This window comes from Burkholderia crassaminum (assembly GCF_964265005.1).
Classification (GTDB): Bacteria; Pseudomonadota; Gammaproteobacteria; order Burkholderiales; family Burkholderiaceae; genus Burkholderia.
This window is the reverse complement of the sequence record NZ_OZ183801.1, coordinates 546,484-567,569: the sequence shown is the minus strand read 5'-3', so window position 1 is coordinate 567,569 and position 21,086 is coordinate 546,484. Positions and strand designations below refer to the sequence as shown.

General features: G+C 68.3%; 18 protein-coding genes. 11 read left to right on the top strand and 7 right to left on the bottom strand.

Annotated elements, in window-relative coordinates; all coding sequences use genetic code 11:
• Positions 1 to 18: 18 nt before the first annotated feature.
• The 3 genes from ACPTTF_RS35765 to ACPTTF_RS35755 form a co-directional block, all read right to left on the bottom strand.
• Entirely contained in the window at positions 19 to 990 is a 972-nt protein-coding gene (locus tag ACPTTF_RS35765; protein WP_423372268.1) for a LysR family transcriptional regulator, read from the bottom strand.
• Between the two features lie 161 nt (positions 991 to 1,151).
• The gene (locus ACPTTF_RS35760) at positions 1,152 to 2,576 is read right to left on the bottom strand and encodes an efflux transporter outer membrane subunit (protein WP_423372267.1); all 1,425 of its coding nucleotides are present in this window, start codon (positions 2,574 to 2,576) and stop codon (positions 1,152 to 1,154) included.
• Positions 2,573 to 3,610: an HlyD family secretion protein gene (locus tag ACPTTF_RS35755; protein WP_423372266.1), complete on the bottom strand. Its 1,038-nt coding sequence runs from the start codon at positions 3,608 to 3,610 to the stop codon at positions 2,573 to 2,575. The genes ACPTTF_RS35760 and ACPTTF_RS35755 overlap by 4 nt, the downstream gene beginning before the upstream one ends.
• An 83-nt stretch (positions 3,611 to 3,693) precedes the next feature.
• On the opposite strand from ACPTTF_RS35755, the gene ACPTTF_RS35750 reads away from it, so the two are divergent.
• On the top strand, positions 3,694 to 5,274 hold the full coding sequence (locus ACPTTF_RS35750) for an MFS transporter (RefSeq protein ID WP_423372265.1): 1,581 nt from the start codon (positions 3,694 to 3,696) through the stop codon (positions 5,272 to 5,274).
• 141 nt (positions 5,275 to 5,415) lie between these two features.
• Here the strand turns inward: ACPTTF_RS35750 and ACPTTF_RS35745 are convergent, their stop codons facing one another.
• Entirely contained in the window at positions 5,416 to 6,237 is an 822-nt protein-coding gene (locus ACPTTF_RS35745) for an alpha/beta fold hydrolase (RefSeq protein ID WP_423372264.1), read from the bottom strand.
• A 551-nt stretch (positions 6,238 to 6,788) separates the two neighbouring features.
• Between ACPTTF_RS35745 and ACPTTF_RS35740 the strand changes: the two genes are divergently transcribed.
• Positions 6,789 to 7,214 (top strand): DUF3331 domain-containing protein, encoded by a 426-nt coding sequence (locus ACPTTF_RS35740; RefSeq protein WP_166957976.1) that lies wholly within the window; start codon positions 6,789 to 6,791, stop codon positions 7,212 to 7,214.
• A 70-nt stretch (positions 7,215 to 7,284) separates the two neighbouring features.
• A complete protein-coding gene (locus ACPTTF_RS35735; RefSeq protein WP_423372263.1) occupies positions 7,285 to 8,106 on the top strand; it encodes an alpha/beta fold hydrolase in 822 nt (273 codons plus the stop codon).
• Between the two features lie 38 nt (positions 8,107 to 8,144).
• Here the strand turns inward: ACPTTF_RS35735 and ACPTTF_RS35730 are convergent, their stop codons facing one another.
• Positions 8,145 to 8,786, bottom strand: coding sequence for a phosphohydrolase (locus ACPTTF_RS35730; RefSeq protein ID WP_423372262.1), 642 nt, complete (start codon positions 8,784 to 8,786; stop codon positions 8,145 to 8,147).
• A gap of 506 nt (positions 8,787 to 9,292) precedes the next feature.
• Between ACPTTF_RS35730 and ACPTTF_RS35725 the strand changes: the two genes are divergently transcribed.
• Together ACPTTF_RS35725 and ACPTTF_RS35720 are read left to right on the top strand one after the other, a co-directional pair.
• Entirely contained in the window at positions 9,293 to 11,086 is a 1,794-nt protein-coding gene (locus tag ACPTTF_RS35725; protein ID WP_423372261.1) for an ATP-binding protein, read from the top strand.
• 298 nt (positions 11,087 to 11,384) lie between these two features.
• Positions 11,385 to 12,920, top strand: coding sequence for a mechanosensitive ion channel domain-containing protein (locus ACPTTF_RS35720; protein ID WP_423372260.1), 1,536 nt, complete (start codon positions 11,385 to 11,387; stop codon positions 12,918 to 12,920).
• Positions 12,921 to 12,982: 62 nt separating this feature from the next.
• Here the strand turns inward: ACPTTF_RS35720 and ACPTTF_RS35715 are convergent, their stop codons facing one another.
• Both ACPTTF_RS35715 and ACPTTF_RS35710 read right to left on the bottom strand, forming a co-directional pair.
• A complete protein-coding gene (locus ACPTTF_RS35715) occupies positions 12,983 to 13,891 on the bottom strand; it encodes a LysR family transcriptional regulator (protein WP_166957982.1) in 909 nt (302 codons plus the stop codon).
• 117 nt (positions 13,892 to 14,008) lie between these two features.
• Complete coding sequence (locus ACPTTF_RS35710; protein ID WP_423372259.1) at positions 14,009 to 14,290, bottom strand: XapX domain-containing protein; 282 nt, start codon at positions 14,288 to 14,290, stop codon at positions 14,009 to 14,011.
• 310 nt (positions 14,291 to 14,600) lie between these two features.
• Between ACPTTF_RS35710 and ACPTTF_RS35705 the strand changes: the two genes are divergently transcribed.
• From ACPTTF_RS35705 to ACPTTF_RS35680, 6 genes are all read left to right on the top strand, one after another.
• Positions 14,601 to 15,287: a hydrolase gene (locus ACPTTF_RS35705; RefSeq protein WP_166957986.1), complete on the top strand. Its 687-nt coding sequence runs from the start codon at positions 14,601 to 14,603 to the stop codon at positions 15,285 to 15,287.
• A 168-nt stretch (positions 15,288 to 15,455) separates the two neighbouring features.
• Positions 15,456 to 15,623, top strand: coding sequence for a DUF1427 family protein (locus ACPTTF_RS35700; protein ID WP_009692709.1), 168 nt, complete (start codon positions 15,456 to 15,458; stop codon positions 15,621 to 15,623).
• Between the two features lie 19 nt (positions 15,624 to 15,642).
• Complete coding sequence (locus ACPTTF_RS35695) at positions 15,643 to 17,535, top strand: amidohydrolase (RefSeq protein ID WP_423372258.1); 1,893 nt, start codon at positions 15,643 to 15,645, stop codon at positions 17,533 to 17,535.
• A 1-nt stretch (position 17,536) separates the two neighbouring features.
• Positions 17,537 to 17,983, top strand: a complete 447-nt coding sequence (locus ACPTTF_RS35690; protein ID WP_423372257.1) for a DoxX family protein — start codon at positions 17,537 to 17,539, stop codon at positions 17,981 to 17,983.
• A 502-nt stretch (positions 17,984 to 18,485) separates the two neighbouring features.
• Positions 18,486 to 20,009 (top strand): sugar ABC transporter ATP-binding protein, encoded by a 1,524-nt coding sequence (locus ACPTTF_RS35685; RefSeq protein ID WP_423372256.1) that lies wholly within the window; start codon positions 18,486 to 18,488, stop codon positions 20,007 to 20,009.
• Positions 20,010 to 20,018: 9 nt separating this feature from the next.
• Positions 20,019 to 21,077, top strand: coding sequence for an ABC transporter permease (locus tag ACPTTF_RS35680; protein WP_423372255.1), 1,059 nt, complete (start codon positions 20,019 to 20,021; stop codon positions 21,075 to 21,077).
• Positions 21,078 to 21,086 lie beyond the last annotated feature (9 nt).

Genomic DNA, 21,086 nt, shown 5'->3' with positions numbered 1-21,086 from the left:
TGACGCGGACGACGGCGCTCATGCGGCCACCGTGCTATCGGCATCCGCGGCGTGCGTGACCGCGCGCACGTCGGGTTGCACGGCCGGCCGCGCGGCGGGCGTGCCGTCGAACGCGGCGACGAGATGTTCGGCGAGCGCGCGAATGCGCGCGGGCAGGTTGCGGCGCGAGTGATAGAGCAGCGATGCGTCGAGATCGCCGACCTGCCAGTCGGGCAGCAGGCGAACGAGTGCGCCGTCGCGCTCGAGCGGCCGCGCAACATGCTCGGGCAGCACCGCGAAACCGGTGCCGCGAGCCGTCGCGAGAATCAGCGTGTCGAGGCAGTTCGAGCTGATCGCGCCGGCGAGACGGATCTCGGCGATCGCGCCGCTGTGCCGGTGCCGCAGCGGCCATGCCGAACCGGCGGTGCCCGTCTTGCCGCCGTGCGGGTCCATGCGTTCGAGCGCCTGCGGCGTGAGCGCCGCGCCGCTTGCAGCGCGATACCGCGGGCTCGCGTAAAGGCCCATCGGGATGCGCCCGAGACGCCGCTCGATGCACGTGAGGCTCGACGTGCGTTCGGTGACGATCGACAGGTCCGCTGCGCCGTTCAGCGCCGCGCTCGGATGATCGGCCCAGTCGACCCGGATCCGCACCAGCGGGTATTGCCGGTTGAAATCGGCGAGCACCGGCACCAGCCGGTCGGCGCCGAACAGGTTCGACGCCTCGATCGAGATCTCGCCCTGCATCTCGCTTGCATTGGCGTGACAGCAGACGGAAAAATGCTCGTATTGCTCCAGCAACGCGAGCGCCTGTTCGAGCACGTCGTGGCCGACGCGCGTCAGCGTCACCTTGCGCGTCGTGCGGTGAAACAGCAGCACGCCGAGCGACGTTTCGAGGCACTGGATCGAGCGGCTGATGCAGGGGACGCCGAGCCCGTGAAGCTCGGCGGCTTTCGTGAAGCTGCCGTGCTCGGCAACCGTCTTGAGTATCTCGAGCGTTTTCAGGCGATCCATGACGGGTCCCGCTTCGGTGAATTCGATACGCTCAATGTAGGCAGCGAACCGGCGCCGGGCAACTCAAAAAACGTTAGGTAAGCTTAAGAGCGACTTTAAGATTCGTGAGGCCATCCGAACGAACGAATGAACGGCCGGCACGTCCGCGCATTGCGGTTTTTTCAGAGCCGGTCGGCGCGTTGCGCACCGTTTTCCGGCGCGGCGGCGGGCGGCGTCCACCCACCGCCCAGCGCGCGCACCAGGGCGACCGTCGCGATCGCGAGCGCCTGGCGGCTGTGGATCAGTTGGCGTTGCGCGTTCAATGCATCGCGGTCCGCGTCGATGACCTCGAGATAGCTGACATAGCCGTGCGCGTAGCGGCTCAGCGACAGCCGCGCCGCCGCTTCGGTCGAGCGCGCCGCGCTGTCGTAGCGCACGATCCGCTCGTTCTGCGCGGCGATGTCGTTGAGCGCGTCCTGCACCTCGCGCAGCGCGCCCAGCGCGGTTGCACGATAGTTCGCATCGGCGAGTACCGTGCCGGCCGTCGCGGCGGCGACCGCCGCGTCGCGCTTGCCGCCGTCGAACAGCGTTTCGGCCACGCTCGCCCCGAGGCCCCACAGCGAGCTGTTGCGGTCGAGAAACGAACCGAGGTCGCGGCTCGCGAACCCGCCCTGGGCCGTGAGCGTCAGCGTCGGCAGCCACGCGGTGCGAGCCACGCCCGTTTCGAGCGATGCCGCATCGACACGCCGCGCTGCCGCATAGACGTCCGGCCGTTGCGCGAGCAGCGCGGACGGCAGGCCGGGCGGCACCGCCGGCAAGCGAATCGCGGCGGCGGTCGGTGCGACCGTGAAGCCGGTCGGCGACACGCCGGTCAGCACCGCGAGCGCGTCGACGAGGTTTTCGCGCAGCCGCCGGCTGTCCGCGAGATCGGCGCGCGCGGTGTCGAGATCGGCCGCCGCGCGCAGCGCGTCGAGGTCGCTTGCCGCGCCGGCCCGCACGCGCGCGGCGATCACGTCGAGCGCGGTGCGGCGCAGCTCGATCGCGCGGGCGAGCGTCGCCAGATCCTCCTCGACGAAATGCAGCGTCAGGTAGTCGCTCGCGACCTCGGTCGCGACGCGCAGCCGCACGGCCGCGCGATCGGCGTCGGCCTGCAGCACGTTCTGCCTGCCGATCTCCGCGTCGCCGCGCAGGCGGCCCCACAGATCGACTTCATAGCTCGCGTTGAACGGCACCGACCAGTTGTGCATCATGCGCTTCGGCAGTGCGTTGTCGACCGTGCCGGACACGCGCGAGCGGTTGAACGACGGATCGACGCCGACGGTGGGCGACAGCGCGGCTTCGCGCACGCCGAGCAACGCCTGCGCCTGGTCGACGCGCGCGGCGGCTGCGCGGATGTCGTCATTGCCGGCGAGCGCCGCGTCAACGAGCGCGACGAGCGGCGCATCGCCGAACGACGCGGGCCACCCGGCGAGCGACGGGGCCGGTTCGCCGGGTGCATCCGCATGGCGGAACCGGTCGGTGCCGACCGGGACGGGCGCGAGCGGCTGCGGCGCGATCGTGCAGGCGCCCAGCAGGCCGGCGGCGAGCAGCGCGACGAGGCGGCTCATGGCTGCTCGCGGCCGGGTTGCAGCGTGACGACGACCGACAGGCCGGGCCGGATACGCGGCTCGGTCGACGCCTGCCCGTCGAGCAGGATCTTGACCGGCACCCGCTGCGTGACCTTCGTGAAGTTGCCGGTCGCGTTGTCGGGCGGCAACAGCGCAAACTGCCCGCCGGTCGCGGGCGACAGGCTGTCGACGTGCCCGCTGAAGGTCAGGTCCGGCAGCGCGTCGAAACGCAGGCGCACGGCGTCGCCGGCGCGGACGTGCTCGAGCTGCGTTTCGCGGAAGTTCGCGACGACCCACGGGTGCGGCTCGACCAGCGTCAGCAGCGCCTGGCCGGGCGCGACGTGCTCGCCGGTCTCGACGGTCTTCTTGCCGACGCGGCCGTCCGATGGCGCGACGACGGTCGTGTACTGCAGTTGCAGCTCCGCGTCGCGCAAGTCGGCGTCGCTCTGGTGCGACACTGCGTCGGCCGCCTGCCACGCGGCCTGCGCGCTGCGCTGCAGCGCTTGCGCCGCGTCGATGCGCGCACGCGCGGACTTGCGCGCCGCGTTGGCCGCGTCGAATTCCTGCTGCGAGAGCCCGCGCGGCGTTTCGCGGGTCAGTTCGCGCGCCCGTGCGTAGTCGAGTTCGGCCTTCTCGGCGTCGGCATGCGCGGACACGAGCGTCGCGTCGGCCTGCTCGACCTGCGCCTTCGTGCGCATCGCATCGGCGCGTGCCTGCGCGACGCGTGCTCGCTGCAGTGCGACGCGCACGTCGAAATCGCGCGGGTCGAGCCGCACGAGCGGGTCGCCCGCATGCACGAACTGGTTGTCGTTTACCAGCACACGCTCGACCGTGCCGGCCACGCGCGGCGAGATCACGTGCAGGTGGCCCGTCACGTACGCGTCGTCGGTGCCGCGCTCGTGCGCATCGAATTCGTAGACCAGCAGCGCGACGAGCAGCAGCGCGGCTGCGGCGACCAGGACGATCGGCCACCGGCGCGCGCGCGCGGGGGAGGCGGGCGGCGGGTTCGACGCATTCGGCGGGTTCGTGCTCACGATCGGGTGACTCCATCGTACGGACAGGGTTCTTCACATCGCGCTATGCTTGCGCGAGCCTCAAATGCGGGAGCCGCACGACGATGAACACCACGTTCGCCCCCGGTGGCGCGACACCGGGGCCGGCCGCCACGCCGGCCGCCGACATACCGACGTTTCGTTCGATCGCCGCGATCGCGGCCGTGCTGCTCGGCGCGATCATCTCGACGCTGACGTCGCGCATCACGTCGCTCGGGCTCGCCGACGTACGCGGCGCACTCGGCGTCGGCTTCGACGAGGGCGCGTGGATCAACACCGCGTTCACCGCGTCGCAGATGTTCGTCGGGCCGCTCGCGATCGCGGCGGCCTTCGTGTTCGGCACGCGCCGCGTGCTGCTGGCGGGCGCCGCGGTGTTCCTGGCCATCGAAAGCGTGCTGCCGCTGTGCACGAACTTCGGCACGTTCATCGTGTTCCAGAGCGTGGCGGGTTTCGCGTCCGGCGTGTTCGTGCCGCTGACCGTCGGGTTCGTGGTCCGCACGCTGCCGCCGCGGCTCATTCCGTTCGGCATCGCCGCGTATGCGATGAACCTCGAGATGTCGCTGAACCTGTCGGCGACGCTCGAAGGGTGGTACAGCGAACACCTGAGCTGGCGCTGGCTGTTCTGGCAGAACGCGCTGCTGACCGTGCCGTTCATCGTGTGCCTGATGCTGTCGCTGTCGACCGAACCGATCAAGCGCTTCGCGTCCGGTATCGACACGCGCGGCATGCTGCTCGGCGCCGGCGGCTTCGCGTGCCTGTGCATCGCGCTCGACCAGGGCGAGCGGCTGTTCTGGTTCCAGTCGCCGCTGATCGTCACGCTGTTGGGTGTCGGCATCGTGATGGTGGCCGCGTTCCTGATCCACGAGCTGGCGTCGCGCAGTGCGGGCCTCGATCTCGGCTACCTCGCGCTGCCCAACGTTGCGTGGCTGATCGTGCTGGTCGGCCTCGTGCGCTTCACCGTGCTCAACACGAGCTTCATTCCGTCGGCGTTTCTCGCGAGCACCTACGGGCTGCGCCCGCTGCAGATCGGCGACACGCTGCGCTGGATCGCGATTCCGCAACTGCTGTTCGCACCGTGCGTCGCGTGGCTGCTGCAACGCGTCGATCCGCGCCGGCTGATCGTCGCCGGCTTCGTGATGGTGGCGTTCGCGTTCGCACTCGGCGCGCGCCTCACGCCCGTGTGGGCCGAACCCGATTTCATCCCGTCGCAACTGCTGCAGGCGCTGGGCCAGACGATGGCGCTCACGTCGGTCATCTTCTTTTTCGGCAAGCACGTGACGGCCGAGCACGCGCTGACGTTCGGCGCGGTCGTGCAGACGACGCGCCTGCTGAGCGGGCAGCTCGGCACGACGTCGATTGCGGTGATCCAGCGCATCATGGAGGCTACCCATTCGAATCTCGTCGGTCTGCATGTCACGCTGTCGGATCCGCAAACGCTGGAGCGCCTGCGGGCCGGCGCGGCGTCGCTGGTCGCGCACGGTGCGACTTTCGCGACCGGCGACCAGGCGACTTACGCGCTGCTCGACCGGGCGGTTCGCGTCCAGGCGACCACGCTCGCGCTGGCCGACAACTTCCGGGTCGCGATGGCGTTCGCAATCGCCGGGGCGTTGATCGGTTTGCTGCTCCGGCCGGCGCGTACCCAGTGAGCGCCCGCCGCAGCGCGTGCCGCGTGCATCGACGATCTTAGCGACGGTGCACGTGGCAGCGGAATCGCGGCGGCCTGAAAATTCCTGAAAAATGCTGAACGGCGCGCCGGCACGACGGACGGGCGCGCCTTGTCGCGCGGCTTACGCCTTCAGGAACGCGAGCAGTTCGGCATTGATCCGGTCGGCATTGACGACGCACATGCCGTGCGAGCCGCCCGGGATCACCTTGAGTTCCGCGTGCTTCACGATCTTCGCGGACAGCCGGGCCGAATCGTCGATCGGCACGATCTGGTCGTCGTCGCCGTGCAGGATCAGCGTCGGCACGTCGATCTTCTTCAGGTCTTCCGTGTAGTCGACCTCGGAGAATTCCTTCACGCACAGGTACTGGCCGTACGCGCCGCCCATCATGCCCTGCGCCCAGAACGCGTCGATCGTGCCTTGCGACACCTTCGCTTCCGGCCGGTTGAAGCCGAAGAACGACACCGCGAGATCCTTGTAGAACTGCGAGCGGTTTTCCGCGACGTTCTTGCGGATCCCGTCGAACACGTCCATCGGCAGGCCGCCGGGATTGGTCGCCGACTTCACCATCTGCGGCGGCACGGCGCCGATCAGCACGGCCTTCGCGACGCGCTTCGTGCCGTGCCGCCCGATGTAGTGCGCGACTTCGCCGCCGCCGGTGGAGTGGCCCACGAGCGTGGCTTCGTGCAGGTCGAGCGCATTCATCAGCGCGGCGAGATCGTCGGCATACGTGTCCATGTCGTTGCCCTGCGACGGCTGGCTCGAGCGGCCGTGACCGCGGCGATCGTGCGCGATCACGCGGTAGCCGTGCTGCACGAGGAACAGCATCTGCGCGTCCCACGCGTCGGCGCACAGCGGCCAGCCGTGCGAGAACACGACCGGGCGGCCACTGCCCCAGTCCTTGAAGTAAATCTGCGTACCGTCTTTCGTGGTGATCGTATTCATCGCATGGGTTCCTTGGTGGGCGGAAGCGGCGTGTTTGGGTGCGGCGGCGACTGCCGGCAGCGCGGCGGCTGCAACGGCGGTTGCGCCGGCGAGCAGCATGTCTCGGCGGCGTGCCGAGGGAACGGCGTCGGTATCTGCGGGACGCATGAAGGCTCCTTGAACGTGCGGTACAACGATGCCGCGTTGGATGGTGGGTTCGAATCTGCCCGCAGGCGGCAATCCTGCCGGCAGCCGGCGTGCGTTCGACGCCGCGCGCAGGCCGGCGCGCGAACGTCACGAACGAACGCCGACAGGAGCCTATCCCGCGGCCCTGCGGGCTGTACTGAAATTGCGCTGAATTTTCGTGAACCCCCATGCGGCGCACGCCGCATGCCGCATGCGCGCACCGACCAGAAAAATTAAGTCTCGAATCAAGACTCTTCAGCGGCGGCCCGCTATCGTCAGCATCAGATCACCCCGTCGCGGGCCGGTGCCGGTTCGCGTCGGCGGATAACGATCGCGTTGCGGGCGGGTGCGAGGCATCCGGCCCGCGTCACCTGCCTGGATCTGCCATGGACGCATTCAATCGCTGGGAGCACGTGATGACGCTGCTCGACCCGTCGCCGGCCGCACGCCGTTGTGCGCCGTCGCTTGTGCGCGACCCGGACGCCGCGCGCCGCCGCCATCGCGACGATGCATCGACCGCGGCGAGCGGCGGCGTGCGCCGTCGTTGCGCGATCATTGCCGCCGAACGGCAGACCGATTCGTCGGTCCTGGTGTCGTGGAGCGACCCGACGCGCTGCCGCTATGACGAGCAGCGCTGGATCAGCGCGAAGTCGCGCGCGCTCGCGCGCTGCGCGCTGACCGGCATGACGATTCACACCGGCGATGCGATCTACAAGCCGCAATGGCGCGGAGCGAAACGTCCCGCGAACTACTGGGAGGTGATCCTCGCGTCCGAGATGGACCGCTTCATCGGCCGGCTGTCGCGGTCGTGACCAGGGACGCGGCCGCCCGTCCGCCGGCCGACGCCGGCGGGCGCCGCCTTTTCATCACTGAGGAATCCGTATGAGCACGTTCACGACCCGCGACGGCGTTTCGATTCACTACAAGGACTGGGGCGCCGGGCGCCCGGTCGTGTTCATTCACGGCTGGCCGCTGAACGCGGATATGTGGGACGTCCAGATGCATCATCTCGCGTCGAACGGCCTGCGCTGCATCGCCTACGACCGGCGCGGCTTCGGCCGCTCCGGCCAGCCGTGGACGGGATACGACTACGACACGCTGGCGGACGATCTCGCGACGCTGATCGAAACGCTCGGCCTGCGCGACGTGACGCTCGTCGGTTTCTCGATGGGCGGCGGCGAGGTGGCCCGCTACATCGGCCGGCACGGCACGCGCCACATCGCGAAAGCCGTGCTGATCGGCTCGGTGACGCCGCTGGTCGCGCGGCGCGACGATCATCCGGACGGTGTCGACGTCGCCGTCTTTGACGGGATTCGGGCGGGCATTGTGGCCGATCGTGCGGCGTTCTTCGAGCAATTCTGGCCGCTGTTCACCGGCTCGAACCGGGCCGCTTCGACGATCTCGCGCGCCGCGCTCGACTGGACGTCGTTCATGGCGCTGCAGGCCGGGTTGAAGGGGACGCTCGACTGCGTCGGCGCGTTTTCCGAAACCGATTTCCACGCGGATCTCGACAAGTTCGACGTGCCGACGCTCGTGATTCACGGCGACGACGACCAGACCGTGCCGGTCGCGCTCACGGGCGCCGTCGCGGCGCAGCGCGTGCCTCACGCGACCCTGAGCGTCTATGAGGGCGGCCCGCACGCGTTGTACCTGACGCATGCGCAACGCCTGAACGACGAACTGCTGGCGTTCGCACGCGCATGATGCGGCAGAGGCGGCAGTGATGCGGCCGGGCGGCCGGCTCACTCCGCCCATTTCGATCCGAGTACCAACCCGCAGAAATTCGTCCGACGATAGTCCGGGTCGCAACGCTCGAGCACGTCGGCGCACACGTTGCCGAACGCGGTAGCGGGGCGATGGGCGGTGCCCGCGCCGAGCGCTTCGAGAAACAGTTCCTTGAAGCCCGGGCCGCGTGGCCATGCGCGCAGGATCGCGTCGCGTTCGGACAGGCTTACCTCGTCGAAATGATGCGCGAAGAGATCGGTCTCGACACCGGCGCCGAGCAACGCCGTCAACGGCGTCATGTACGGGTGGATCCCGAACGCCGTATGCAGCGCGATCGCGCGCCAGACCTCCGCCGCATCGTCGGCGGCGACGCCGTATCCTCCGACGAATGCGTGCGCCGCATTCGCGCCGTCGATCTCGAAGCGCCGGCGCGAATGCCGGTAGCGCTCCGTCAAGCCGAAGTGATGAAACAGCGCGGCGACGTACAGCAGTTCGGCGTCGAACGCGATGGCACGATGCAGCCCGATGATCGATGCAAATACGAACACGCGCATCGCGTGCCGGAACAGCAGTTCCGGTTCGCACGCGCGCACGGTGTCGGCGGCTTCCCGTGCGAGCGGGCCGTCGGGAATGCTGATGCCGGCGATACGGTTGCCCATGGTCGTTTTCCTCGTGGCGTGACGGCAGTCGCTTGACGCCCGCGCCATCGATCCATCGTCGCGCGCCGCGCCGCTGAATGTCCTGAGCGGCGCCTGAATCGTTATGAACGGAAAATCCGACCGGCCGTCGCGCGCGGAATCGGTTTCACCGCGTCTTGCACGTCTTTTTTACCTGCTAATTTATCGGCAAATCACGCGTACCGTTTTTCCAATTAACGAGCCGGAGAATTAATTCCGGCAATTCACGTGTTTTATCCTACGAAACAGGTTCATGGATGAATCACTGTTTCGCGTGTCGTGAATGCGGCAGGCCGCGCCGCGCTAGGCGGGTTGCGGTGCACGTGTGCGGAGGCGCCGGGAAAATCGTGGTTTTCGTCGATTCAAAAAATTTGCTCAGTAGATTCTGATTATTTGAATCATCGCGACAGGCAAATGCCGTAGCATTGGCGTCAAATCGATGTCACTTTTGACAGGGCATCGATGCACGCAATCGATTGAAAATTCTCATGATCCGGATTGGAACGCTACACGTATTTCTTGACAGGCGTGAAATTCGCTCGAACGGCAAACTGCTGCGCATCGGCAGTCGCGCATTCGAAATTCTCGAACTCCTGATTCGCGCGAACGGCGCACTGGTCTCGAAAGACGAGATCATGCAGCGCGTGTGGCCGCACACGGTCGTGGAGGAAAACAACCTGCAGGTGCATGTCGCCGCGTTGCGCAAGGCGCTTGCCGACGATCGCAACCTGATCGTCACGGTGCCGGGGCGCGGTTATCGGCTGGTCGGTGGCCAGGCCGACGTCGCGGCCCCCGCGCGTGCGGCGACATCGCGGCTGACGGCCGCGCCGACCGTGCTCGTCGGCCGCGAGCAGACCGTCGCCGAGGTGCTGGCGGCGCTCGACACCGCGCGTGTCGTGACGCTGGTCGGGGCGGGCGGCATCGGCAAGACGCGGGTCGCGCTCGAAGCAGCCCTGCGCGCCGAAGCGCGTTTTCCGGATGGCGCCGCGTTCGTGTCGCTGGCCACGGTCGCTTGTCCGCAATTCGTGCCCGACGCGCTGGCGGCGGCGTTCGGCATCGCGCAACCCGCCGGATCGCTGACGCTTGAAGCGGTACTGGCCAGCGTCGCGGATCGCCGGATGTTGCTGGTACTCGACAATTGCGAGCATCTGCTCGACGCGGCCGCGCGGATCGCGAGCGCGCTGACCGAATCCGACGCCGGCTTGTGCGTCCTCGCGACCAGCCGTGAGGCGCTGCGTATCCAGGGCGAACGGCTGTGTCCGATCCCGCCGCTCGACGTACCGGGCGAAGGCGCCGACGATGCCGAAACGCTGGACGCGAGCGCGGTGCAGCTGTTCTCGGCGCGCGCGCAGGCCGCCGATCCGCGCTTCCCGCTCGACGAACGCAGCGTGTCGCTGATGGCGTCGGTGTGCCGTCGCCTCGACGGTCTGCCGCTCGCGATCGAACTGGCCGCGGCCCGTGCGGCCGTGCTCGGCATCGACGTGCTCGCCGCGCATCTGGACGACCATTTCCGGTTGCTGACCGGCGGGTTCCGCACGGCGTTGCCGCGTCATCAGACGCTGCAGGCGATGTACGACTGGAGCTACCGGCTGCTCGGGGAGGCGGAGCGCCTGCTGTTGCGATGGCTCGGCGTATTCCGCGGCACCTTCTCGATCGACGCGGTGCGGGAGATCGTCGGAACCACGCGGCTGGCCGATGCGGACCTGCTCGACACGATCGCCGGCCTCGTGTCGAAGTCGCTGCTGAGTCTCGAAAGCGCGCACGGCGCGCCGCGCTACCGGCTGCTGACGACCACGCGTGCGTACGCGCTGCAGCAGCTCGCGAACAACGGCGAATGCGCGGCTGCCGCCCGTGCCCATGCGAACTACTTCCACGCGTTGTTCCGGCTCGCGCCGGCAGACGACGGCAGCCCGCGCGCCGAATCGCGGCTCGACGTTGTCCGGCGCGAGCTCGGCAACCTGCGCGCGGCGCTCGACTGGGCGTTTTCGCCGAACGGCGATGCGGAGGTCGGCATCGCGCTGGCGGCCGTGGCGGTGCCGTGCCTGTTCGACCTGTCGCTGGTGGACGAGTGTCGCGAGCGAGCCCACGCGGCGCTCGATTCGATGCGCGGCATCGATGAGGCGCACTCGCGCGACGATGCGCGCGTGCGTCTGCTGGCCGCGTATGCGGCCGCGCTCGCCCATACCGCCGGGTCGACCCAGGTCGTGCACGACGCATGGTCCGAAGTGCACGCGCTCGGGTTCGACACGGGCGAGAGCGAGTTGCCGCCGCGCGAATCCTAGCCGCGCGGCCAGCGCGCGTTCAGAACGTTTCAGGCTGAACACAGGACCGGGCCGGCCGGTGCGTCTACATTGGACGCACGCAGACCGTTGGCGATGCGCGTGCGTGCGGGCAGGCAATCGGCTCGCGCGGCAGCGTACCGCGGTCGCGCCGCCGCTGAATGCCGGAGCGGGGCGGCGGCCGGCACACGTGCCGCCCGCGGCGGCTTCGCGCGTCATCGAACGACTACCGCATGAAACCTGTCCAGTCCGACCTTTCGCGCCACGATTCGCCGCAGGCGGCCGCACGCCGGAGCGCGTCGTGCGCGTCGTGCGCGATGCGCGCGTGCGGGCTCCGCGCGCGTCGCGCCGCACGCATGCCGCCCATTCCATCATGCTGAACCTGTCCGCCACGGTCGCTTATGGCGTACCGATCGTCGTTGCCGATCTCGTCGCATGGCGGCTGCTCGGGCCCGGCCGTTCGACGACGAAGGCGATGTGGCGCTGCGCGTCGTTCGCCGCGCTGACCTATGTGCTGTTCGCGACCGGCGTGAGCCCGCTCGCGGTCCCGCCGTCGCCCGACCGCCTCGACCGGCTGGCGATCCAGGTGATCGGGGTCGCGTGGTGGCTGCAGTGCGCGCTCGTGTTCAGCCTGATGCTCGACCATCTGCTGCTGCCGCGCGCGTGGCGCACCCAACGGCTGTTTCACGACATCGCCGCCGGCGCCGTGTTCGGCGCGGCCGCGGTGGCTGCGCTCGGCTACGTGCTGGGTCTGCCGCTGAGCGGGCTGGTCGCGACCTCGGGCGCGGTGGCCGTGATCCTCGGGCTGGCTGTCCAGAACACGCTGAACGACGTGTTCTCGGGCCTCGTGCTGAATACCACCCAGCCGTTCCGGCTCGGCGACACCGTATCCATCGGCGAACTGGAAGGGCGCATCGTCGAAAGCAACTGGCGCGCGACCAAGCTGATCAACAGCCTAGGCAACCTGGTCGTCGTGCCGAACAGCACGGCGGCGAAGACGACGATCGTCAACCTGAGCGAACCCGCGAACGTGCACGGCGTGACGCTGACGATCGAGATCGATCCGGAAGTGCGGCCGGCCATCGTCGTCGATGCGCTCGATCGCGCCGCCGCCAGTTCGCTGGACGTGCTGGCCAGTCCCGCGCCGGTCGCGGTCGTCAAGGCGTTCCGTACCAATTCCGTCGAATACGAACTCGTCTGCTACGTCGACGCGCTGCAGAAGAAGGTCGCGGTGCGCAACCGGCTCTACGACCTGGCCCACCGGCACCTGTCCGCCGCGGACATCGCGTTGCGCCCGTTGGGCGGGGCCGCCGCGACGCACCGGCCGGTGTCGCGCGGGCAACGGCTACTGCGCGCGGTCGAGCTCTTCCGGCAGCTCGGCGACGACGATCTGGCGGTGCTCGCCGAGGCGCTCGCGTCACGCGTGTTCCACAAAGGGGACGTGATCTACGCATCGAATGCCGATACGCGCCTGCTGACGATCGTCGGGGCCGGCGTCGCGTCGGTGTTCGTGCCGGGCGCGACGGGCGACATCGAGGTCAGGCGGATGGCGCCGGGCGATGCGATCGGCCAGTCCGTCGTGCTGGCCGGCACGCAACTGCATGCGAGCGTCTACGCGGTGACGACCGTGACGGCCTATCAGCTGAGCAGCGGCGACCTGTCGCCGCTGATCGCGCGCAAGCCCGAGCTTGGGCGGCTGATGTGCGAATCGCTGTCCGAACACATCGCGACCGAGGAGAAGATGATGATCCCGCCGGCCGCGAGGGCGCATGCGTCGTTCAACCTGATCGAGTGGCTCGAGAAGGAGATGAAGCGCCTGCACGATTCGTTCGGCTGATGCGGGGCGGCGGGCTGCGGGAATCAATCCGGGCCGCGGTGCGGTGGCCGCGGGTGGTGCAATCAGGCGAGCGCGGTAAACCGGTCGACGAGATCGGGGCGGGCGAGCTGGTCGACCCACCAGTGCAGCGCGCGTCCGGCCTCGTCGCCGCGCCACGCGATATAGCACTGCGTCGTGTCGCGCATGCCGGTCACCTGGCGGGCGACGAGCTTGCCCTGCGCGATCGCGCGTGCCGCGATGCAGTCCGGGAGCGTCCCCACCGCGAGCCCTTCGCACTGCGCGGCGAGTTTCGCGGCGAGGGTGGGGACCGCGAGATACGGCTGCCCGGCATCGATCGCGACCGAGCGCGGCTGCAGCTCGCGCGACGTATCGCTGATCACGGCGCCGCGATACTCGACGACGGACGCCATCGACAGCGGTTCGGGCAGTGCGGCGAGCGGATGGGTGGGCGCGACGGCGAACACGTGCCTGAGCGTGCCGATCGGCCGCGCGACGATGTCCGGCAGTTCCGGCGGCTCGCCCGCCGCGCCGACGACGAGATCCGCGCGACGCGAAATCAGCGCATCCCACGTGCCGCCGAGGACTTCGGTGGACAGGCGCAGCCGCGTGTTCATCTCGAGCTCATAGAACGCATGCACGTACGGCCACAATGCCTCGAAGGGCAGGATCTCGTCGATGCAGATGCGCACCTCGGTTTCCCAGCCTTGCTGCGCGCGCTGCGCCTTCAGTTCGAGCTGCTCGGCCGCATGCAGGAGCCGGCGGCCTTCCTCGACGACCACGCGGCCCGCGTGCGTGAGCTTCGCGCGGCGCCCGCTGCGGTCGAACAGCGCGACGTCGAGATCGCTTTCGAGCTTTTGTACGAGATAAGTCAGCGCGGACGGTACGCGGTGCAGCAACTCGGCGGCTTCGGCGAACGTGCCGGTGCGGTCGATCGCGTCCAGTGCCTCGAGCGCTTCGAATGACAGCTTCATGATGAATTCCACGGGGGGACATCGGGCTGTCATGTTATCGCCAAGCACCGCCGGCTCCAAGACGGATACGACAATTCATCCGCGTAACGCGATCCGGGCGCCCTCGATCGGCGCGCGTCAGGCCGGCGTCGACGGCTCCTTCTTCGCGGCGGATCTCGAGGCCTGCGCACCGGGCAGCGGGCCGAACATGTGCTGGCCGCACTTCGCTTCGCTCCACGCGGTTTTCAGCTGGATCCCGGACAGCACGCGGCGTGCGACCGGCAGGATCTGTTCGCCGGCGAGGATGCCCAGCAGGCCAGCCAGCGCGACGGTGGGCGGCGCCGGCGACGGCACGCCGATCAGCGCATAGACGACGCCCGCGAGAATGCCGGCCAATAACGATGCAATATAGGACGTCATGATTCGGATAAGGGCAATGACAACCGTGTGAAAAATACGGATAAATACCGATCGGTCAAAGATCGGGAAATCACTTTGGAGCGTAGCAGGTCTGCTCCGGCGACGTGTATTCAATTCGGAGATTTTAAGATCTTTTAAGGCGGGGATTTAGGGTTTTTATTAATCAAATCGATTAATTGGCGCTACGATGAATTCGCGTGTTGAATGACACCGGCTGGTAGGCGAACTTCCCGTCACAGCGCAGTGGGCGCCTCCCGGTTGGCCGGCGAGGCAGGCTCTCTTTTTTCCCGCGTCAAAGGATATGACCGCCATGAGCAATCCGAAGCTTGAAGTACTCACCCCCCACAACAGCCAGATCATCTTCATCGACCAGCAGCCGCAGATGGCGTTCGGCGTGCAGTCGATCGATCGTCAGGTGTTGAAGAACAACGTCGTCGGGCTCGCGAAGGCCGCGAAGGTGTTCAATATCCCGACCACGATCACGACGGTCGAGAGCGCGAGCTTCTCGGGTCATACCTTTCCCGAGCTGCTCGACGTGTTCCCGAACCAGAAGACGCTCGAACGCACGTCGATGAACTCGTGGGACGACCAGAAGGTGCGCGACGCCCTGGCCGCGAACGGCCGCAAGAAGGTCGTCGTCGCCGGCCTGTGGACGGAAGTCTGCAACATGACGTTCGCGCTCTGCGCAATGCTCGAAGGCGACTACGAGATCTACATGGTCGCCGACGCATCGGGCGGCACGTCGAAGGACGCACACGACTACGCGATGCAGCGGATGATCCAGGCTGGCGTCGTGCCGGTGACGTGGCAGCAAGTGCTGCTCGAGTGGCAGCGCGACTGGGCGCACCGCGAGACCTACGACGCCGTGATGGCGATCGCGAAGGAGCACTCGGGCGCGTACGGGATGGGTGTCGACTACGCGTACACGATGGTCCACAAGGCTGCGCCGCGCACCGCGACGCCGCACGAGTCGATTCCGCCGGTACCGGCGAAGTAATCGCGGGCAGTTGCGACTGCCGGTGCCGATGCCGCGTGCCTTGCATGAATACGCGCGTCGGCGCCAAGAAAATCGCGGGCGGCGTCCGTGACCGCTTCACGGATGTCGCCCGCGCCTGTTTTCCAGGGCGTAGTGCCTGCATTCCAACCTGACCGGGACATTGATCGTATGGAACCTTATCTGGTTTCCCTTGGCGCGGGCTTGCTGATCGGCGTGATCTACAGCGCAATCAAGGTTCGTTCTCCGGCGCCGCCGCTGATTGCCCTTGTCGGGTTGCTCGGCATGGTGATCGGCGTGCAGGCCATTCCCGCCGTCAAACAGCTTTTTGGCTTCTGATCGATACGAGGTGACGCACATGACCGCAACCGAGTCCCAACCGGATCTGATCCTTCACAACGGAAGGTTCACGACCCTCGACCGCGCGAACCCTGTCGCGACAGCGGTGGCGATAACCGCGGGCCGCTTCGTCGCGGTCGGCCACGACGCGGACGTGATGCCGCTCGCGGGCCGCGCGACGAAGGTCGTCGACCTCGGTGGCCGCGCTGCGCTGCCGGGCCTGATCGACAACCACTGCCACGTGATTCGCGGTGGCCTGAACTACAACATGGAACTGCGCTGGGACGGCGTGCCGTCGCTCGCGATCGCGATGGACATGCTCAAGCGGCAGGTGGCGATCACGCCTGCGCCGCAGTGGGTGCGCGTGGTCGGCGGGTTCACCGAGCACCAGTTCGCCGAGAAGCGCCTGCCGACGATCGAGGAACTCAACGCGGCCGCGCCCGATACGCCGGTGTTCATCCTGCACCTGTACGATCGCGCGCTGCTGAACGCGGCCGCGCTGCGCGTGGTCGGCTACACGAAGGACACGCCCGAGCCGCCGGGCGGCACGATCCTGCGCGATGCCGCGGGCAACCCGACCGGGCTGCTGCTCGCGAACCCGAACGCGACGATCCTGTACGCGACGCTCGCGAAGGGGCCGAAGCTGCCGTTCGAATACCAGTACAACTCGACGCGCCACTTCATGCGCGAGCTGAACCGTCTCGGCGTGACGGGCGTGATCGACGCGGGCGGTGGTTCGCAGAACTATCCGGACGATTACGAGGTGATCCGCAAGCTGCACGACGCAGGCGAGATGACGATCCGGATCGCGTACAACCTGTTCACGCAGAAGCCGAATGCGGAGAAGGAAGACTTCGTGAACTGGACGAAGAGCACGAAGTACCACGACGGCACCGACTACTTCCGCAACAACGGCGCGGGCGAGATGCTGGTGTTCTCGGCCGCCGATTTCGAGGACTTCCGCGTCGCGCGCCCGGACCTGCCGGCGCAGATGGAAGACGATCTCGAAGGCGTCGTGCGCGTGCTCGCGCAGAACCGCTGGCCGTGGCGCATGCATGCGACCTACGACGAAACGATCAGCCGCGCACTCGACGTGTTCGAGAAGGTGAACCAGGACATCCCGCTCGAAGGGCTGAACTGGTTCTTCGATCACGCGGAAACCATCACCGAAAAATCGATGGACCGCATTGCCGCACTGGGCGGCGGCATCGCGGTGCAGCACCGGATGGCGTACCAGGGCGAATACTTCGTCGAGCGCTACGGCGCGCAGGCGGCCGAAGCGACGCCGCCGGTCGCGAAGATGCTGTCGAAGGGCCTCAAGGTGTCGGCCGGCACCGACGCGACGCGCGTGGCGTCGTACAACCCGTGGGTGTCGCTGTCCTGGCTCGTGACGGGCAAGACGATCGGCGGGCTGCGCATGTACCCGCAGCGCAACCTGCTGGATCGCGAGACGGCGCTGCGCATGTGGACCGAGTACGTGACGTGGTTCTCGAACGAGGTCGGCAAGAAAGGGCGCATCGCGGTCGGGCAACTTGCGGACGTGGTCGTTCCGGACCGCGACTTCTTCGCGTGCGCGGAGGACGACATCGCGGGCACGAGCGCGCTGCTGACGGTGGTCGGCGGCCGGATCGTGTGGGGCGCGGGGCCGTTCGCGTCGCATGACGCGCCGATTCCGCCCGCGATGCCGGACTGGTCGCCGGTGCGCGAGTACGGCGGCTACGGCGGCTGGGGCGCGACGCAGCGCGGCGGCGCACCGCTGCAGCGCGCGGCGGCGGCCGCCGCGATGTGCGGCTGCGCGAACGCCTGCAACGTGCACCAGCATGCGCATGCGGGTGCGTGGGGCAGCGCATTGCCGACGTCGGACGCGAAGGGCTTCTGGGGTGCGTTCGGCTGTTCCTGCTGGGCGGTCTGACATGCCGACGACAACCGGCCGGTACAGCCCCGCGTGGATTCGTGTGCTGCTTGCGCAGCCATGGGTCGGCGTGCTGGTTCGACTTGCACTCGTGTCCGCCTTTCTGATCGGCGGGGTCAACAAGGCGATGCATTTCGACGCAGCCATCGCGGAGCAGGTGCATTTCGGTTTGCACCCGCCCGCGTGGTGGGCTGCACTGGCGGTGGTCGTCGAGATCGGCGGGTCGCTGTGCATCGTGTTTCGTCGCTTCACGTGGCTCGGCGCCGGCAGTCTCGGCATGCTGACGCTCGTCGCGATGTTGGTGGCGAACGACTTCTGGAACCAGACGGGTGCCGCGCGTTTCATGGCGCTCAACAGCTTTTTCGAGCATCTCGGGCTGATTGCGGCACTCGTGCTCGTCACGATGCTCGGCGATGTTCGAAGCGGGGAAGGGGACGGTCGCGGCTGATCGTCTTCTCTCCCACCGCGCGGCGGCGATATCGATTGACGTGCAGTTCTCGGGTTAGCGCGATCCAGTCTGCATGTGGGGTTCCGGACTGCCCTCAATAAATATCGGGCTTGGCGTCACGCCAAAGGGGAATCAGATCGAGGTAGTCGGGATCGACGCATGACGCAGGTCATCGCGAACTGTCGTCGGTGTTCGTCATGCAAATCGATCGTTCAATCGCCTCACGGCATTCGCGCCCACGTCATATCGATGACAGAAATCGTTGTTTGCGGGCGGATCGTGCTGCGCGCTAGATTGGCCGATCCGGCGTCGGCGCTTGCCCGGCGCACGGCCATGTTCAACGTGGATCGACGTGGAGGCCGAAGCCGATGAGTCGCGACATGCGGTTCCCGCCAAAACGGGATTGCACCGGCACAACGCGGCCGACCGTACGTTTCCCGCGCCCGCACGGCATCGCGCACATCACGCCGCTCGCCGAGCGTCACCTCTTTCCGGCACCGCATTGACGACGACTTCATCAATCCTCCGCGTTGATCGACAGCATCGCGTCGCGCAGCCGCCCGTCCTGACCGCCATCGGCGTGTCGAAGCGCTTCGACGCGACGACCGCGCTCGCATCGCTCGACCTGTCGATCGGTGCCGGCGAGGTCGTCGCGCTGATGGGTGCCAACGGCGCGGGCAAATCGACCTTCGTCAAGATCCTGAGCGGCGTGATCCGTCACGACGGCGGCACGCTGACGCTGCGCGGCGCGCCTTACCGGCCGGCGTCGCCGTACGCGGCCAGGCAGCTCGGCGTCGCGACCGTGCATCAGTCGGTCGCCGACGCGGTGGTGCCGACGTTGTCGATCGCCGACAACCTGCTGCTCGACCGGCTGTGCGATCCGGCGTCGCCGTGGCGCGTGCCGCCGGCCGCCCGGCGCGATGCCGCACGGCCGCTCGCCGAACGCGTCGGGCTCGATGCCGACCTGGCGGCACCGCTCGCGTCGCTGTCGCTGGCGGACCAGCAGCGCGTCACGCTCGCGCGAGCGCTTGCCGGGCAGCCGGGCCTGCTGATCCTCGACGAACCGACCGCGAGCCTGTCCGCGCCGGAGGCGGAGCGCCTGTTCGCGCTGCTCGATGCGTTGCGCGACGACGGCGTCGCGATCCTGCTGGTGTCGCACCGACTCGGCGACCTGCGCCGTATCGCCGATCGCGTCGCGATCGTGCGCGACGGACGGATCGTCGCCGATCTCGCCGCACCGGTCGATTTCGACGCGGCGGTCGAAACGATGATCGGGCGACCGTTGCCGAACGCACGTGCGCGGGGCACGGCGCCAACCGCGCGGCCCGGCGACCTTGGCCTGAGCGTGCGCGGGCTGTGCCTGACGTCGGCCAGCGCGCCGTTCGACCTCGACGTGCGGCGCGGCGAGATCGTCGCGATCGCGGGGCCCGTCGGCGGCGGCAAGTCGCGCCTCGCGAACACGATCTTCGGTGCCGTGCGCGCGGCGCGGGGCGCGATGACGCTCGACGGCCGGCCGTGGCGCCCGCGTTCGCCCGCCGACGCGATTCGCGCCGGCGTGTTCCTCGCCGGCGAGGACCGCTGGCGCACGTCGCTGTTTCCCGACAGCGTGCCGTTCGCATCGATCGCGGGCACGATCAGCTTCCCGTTCCTGTCGCGCTGGTTCGGCGGCGGTGCGGTGCGCGCCGCGCACGAGCGCGCGGCCGCCGCCGCCGCGATCGCCCGCTTCGGGATTCGCTGCACGGGCCCCGACGACCGTCTCGTGAGGCTGTCCGGTGGCAACCAGCAGAAGGTCGTGCTCGCCCGCTGGCACGCGGAACCCGCGCGACTGCTGCTGCTCGACGAACCGTTCCAGGGCATCGACGCCGGTGCGCGCGCCGATATCGTCGATACGTTGCGACGCAATGCGCACGAACGCGCGACGCTCGTGTTCGTCAGCGATCTCGAGGAAGCGGTCGAAGTCGCCGATCGCGTCGTCCGGTTCGATCGCGCGACGCTCGATCATTCCTCCACCCACCCGTCCGACTGATCCATTGCGATGCTGAAATCCGCCACGTCTGCCGTTGCACCCGATGCGCCTTCCGCCAGGCCGGCGCTGCCCGTGTCCGCGCGCCTGCGCGCCGGCCTCGAACGCACCGGCATCCTGCTCGTGCTCGCCGCGCTGGTCGTCGTCTTTAGCGTCAAGGAGCCCGCGTTCCTGAACGTGGACAACCTGTTCAGCATCCTGCAGGCAGTGTCGATCGTCGCGTTGCTCGGGATCGGCGTGACGATCACGCTCGCGGCGGGCGGCTTCGACCTGTCGGTGGGCAGCATCGCCGCATCCGCGCAGATGGCGGCCAGCTACGTGCTGGTCGTCTGGCATGGCAGCGCGCTCGCGGCGGTGGCCGCCTGCGTCGCGCTCGGCGTGGCAGCCGGCCTGTTCAACGGCGTGCTGATCACGCGCTTGCGCGTGCCGGACCAGCTCGCGACGCTCGGCACGCTGTTCCTGCTCGCGGGCCTGCAGTTGATCCCGACCGGCGGGCGTTCGCTCGCGACCGGTTCGGTGCTGCCCGACGGCACGGAAGCGAGTGGCACGTTTCCCGACGCGTTTCTCGCGCTCGGGCGCCTGCGCGTGTTCGACGTGGTGCCGTTGCCGGTTCTGATACTGGCCGCGGTGACGGTGCTGGCCTGCGTCGCGATGGAAGCGACGCGCTGGGGCCGCGTGATCTATGCGATCGGCGGCAACGAGACGGCCGCGCGGCTCGCCGGTGCGCCCGCGGCGCGCTACCGGGTCGCCGCGTATGTCGTATCGGGCGTGATCGCGGCACTTGGGGGCGTGCTGATTGCCGCCCGCGTCGGGCGCGGTGACGTCAGTGCCGGGCACTCGCTGCTGCTCGACGCGGTGGCCGCCGCGCTGGTCGGGTACGCGGTGTGGGGCGCGAAACGGCCGAACGTGTTCGGCACCGTGGTCGGGGCCGTGTTCGTCGGCGTGCTGCTCAACGGACTGACCATGCTGAATGCGCCGTACTACCTGCAGGATTTCGTGAAAGGGGCGTTATTGGTGCTCGCACTGGCGTTCACGTTTGGCATCGGCCGGCGCGCGGACGCCCGCGCCTGACGTGAGAGG

Coding starts and splice junctions, on each gene's coding strand:
- ACPTTF_RS35765 (WP_423372268.1), bottom strand. CDS start 990: ATGGATCGCCTGAAAACGCTCGAGATACTCAAGACGGTTGCCGAGCAC.
- ACPTTF_RS35760 (WP_423372267.1), bottom strand. CDS start 2,576: ATGAGCCGCCTCGTCGCGCTGCTCGCCGCCGGCCTGCTGGGCGCCTGC.
- ACPTTF_RS35750 (WP_423372265.1), top strand. CDS start 3,694: ATGAACACCACGTTCGCCCCCGGTGGCGCGACACCGGGGCCGGCCGCC.
- ACPTTF_RS35745 (WP_423372264.1), bottom strand. CDS start 6,237: ATGAATACGATCACCACGAAAGACGGTACGCAGATTTACTTCAAGGAC.
- ACPTTF_RS35740 (WP_166957976.1), top strand. CDS start 6,789: ATGGACGCATTCAATCGCTGGGAGCACGTGATGACGCTGCTCGACCCG.
- ACPTTF_RS35735 (WP_423372263.1), top strand. CDS start 7,285: ATGAGCACGTTCACGACCCGCGACGGCGTTTCGATTCACTACAAGGAC.
- ACPTTF_RS35730 (WP_423372262.1), bottom strand. CDS start 8,786: ATGGGCAACCGTATCGCCGGCATCAGCATTCCCGACGGCCCGCTCGCA.
- ACPTTF_RS35725 (WP_423372261.1), top strand. CDS start 9,293: ATGATCCGGATTGGAACGCTACACGTATTTCTTGACAGGCGTGAAATT.
- ACPTTF_RS35715 (WP_166957982.1), bottom strand. CDS start 13,891: ATGAAGCTGTCATTCGAAGCGCTCGAGGCACTGGACGCGATCGACCGC.
- ACPTTF_RS35710 (WP_423372259.1), bottom strand. CDS start 14,290: ATGACGTCCTATATTGCATCGTTATTGGCCGGCATTCTCGCGGGCGTC.
- ACPTTF_RS35705 (WP_166957986.1), top strand. CDS start 14,601: ATGAGCAATCCGAAGCTTGAAGTACTCACCCCCCACAACAGCCAGATC.
- ACPTTF_RS35700 (WP_009692709.1), top strand. CDS start 15,456: ATGGAACCTTATCTGGTTTCCCTTGGCGCGGGCTTGCTGATCGGCGTG.
- ACPTTF_RS35695 (WP_423372258.1), top strand. CDS start 15,643: ATGACCGCAACCGAGTCCCAACCGGATCTGATCCTTCACAACGGAAGG.
- ACPTTF_RS35690 (WP_423372257.1), top strand. CDS start 17,537: ATGCCGACGACAACCGGCCGGTACAGCCCCGCGTGGATTCGTGTGCTG.
- ACPTTF_RS35680 (WP_423372255.1), top strand. CDS start 20,019: ATGCTGAAATCCGCCACGTCTGCCGTTGCACCCGATGCGCCTTCCGCC.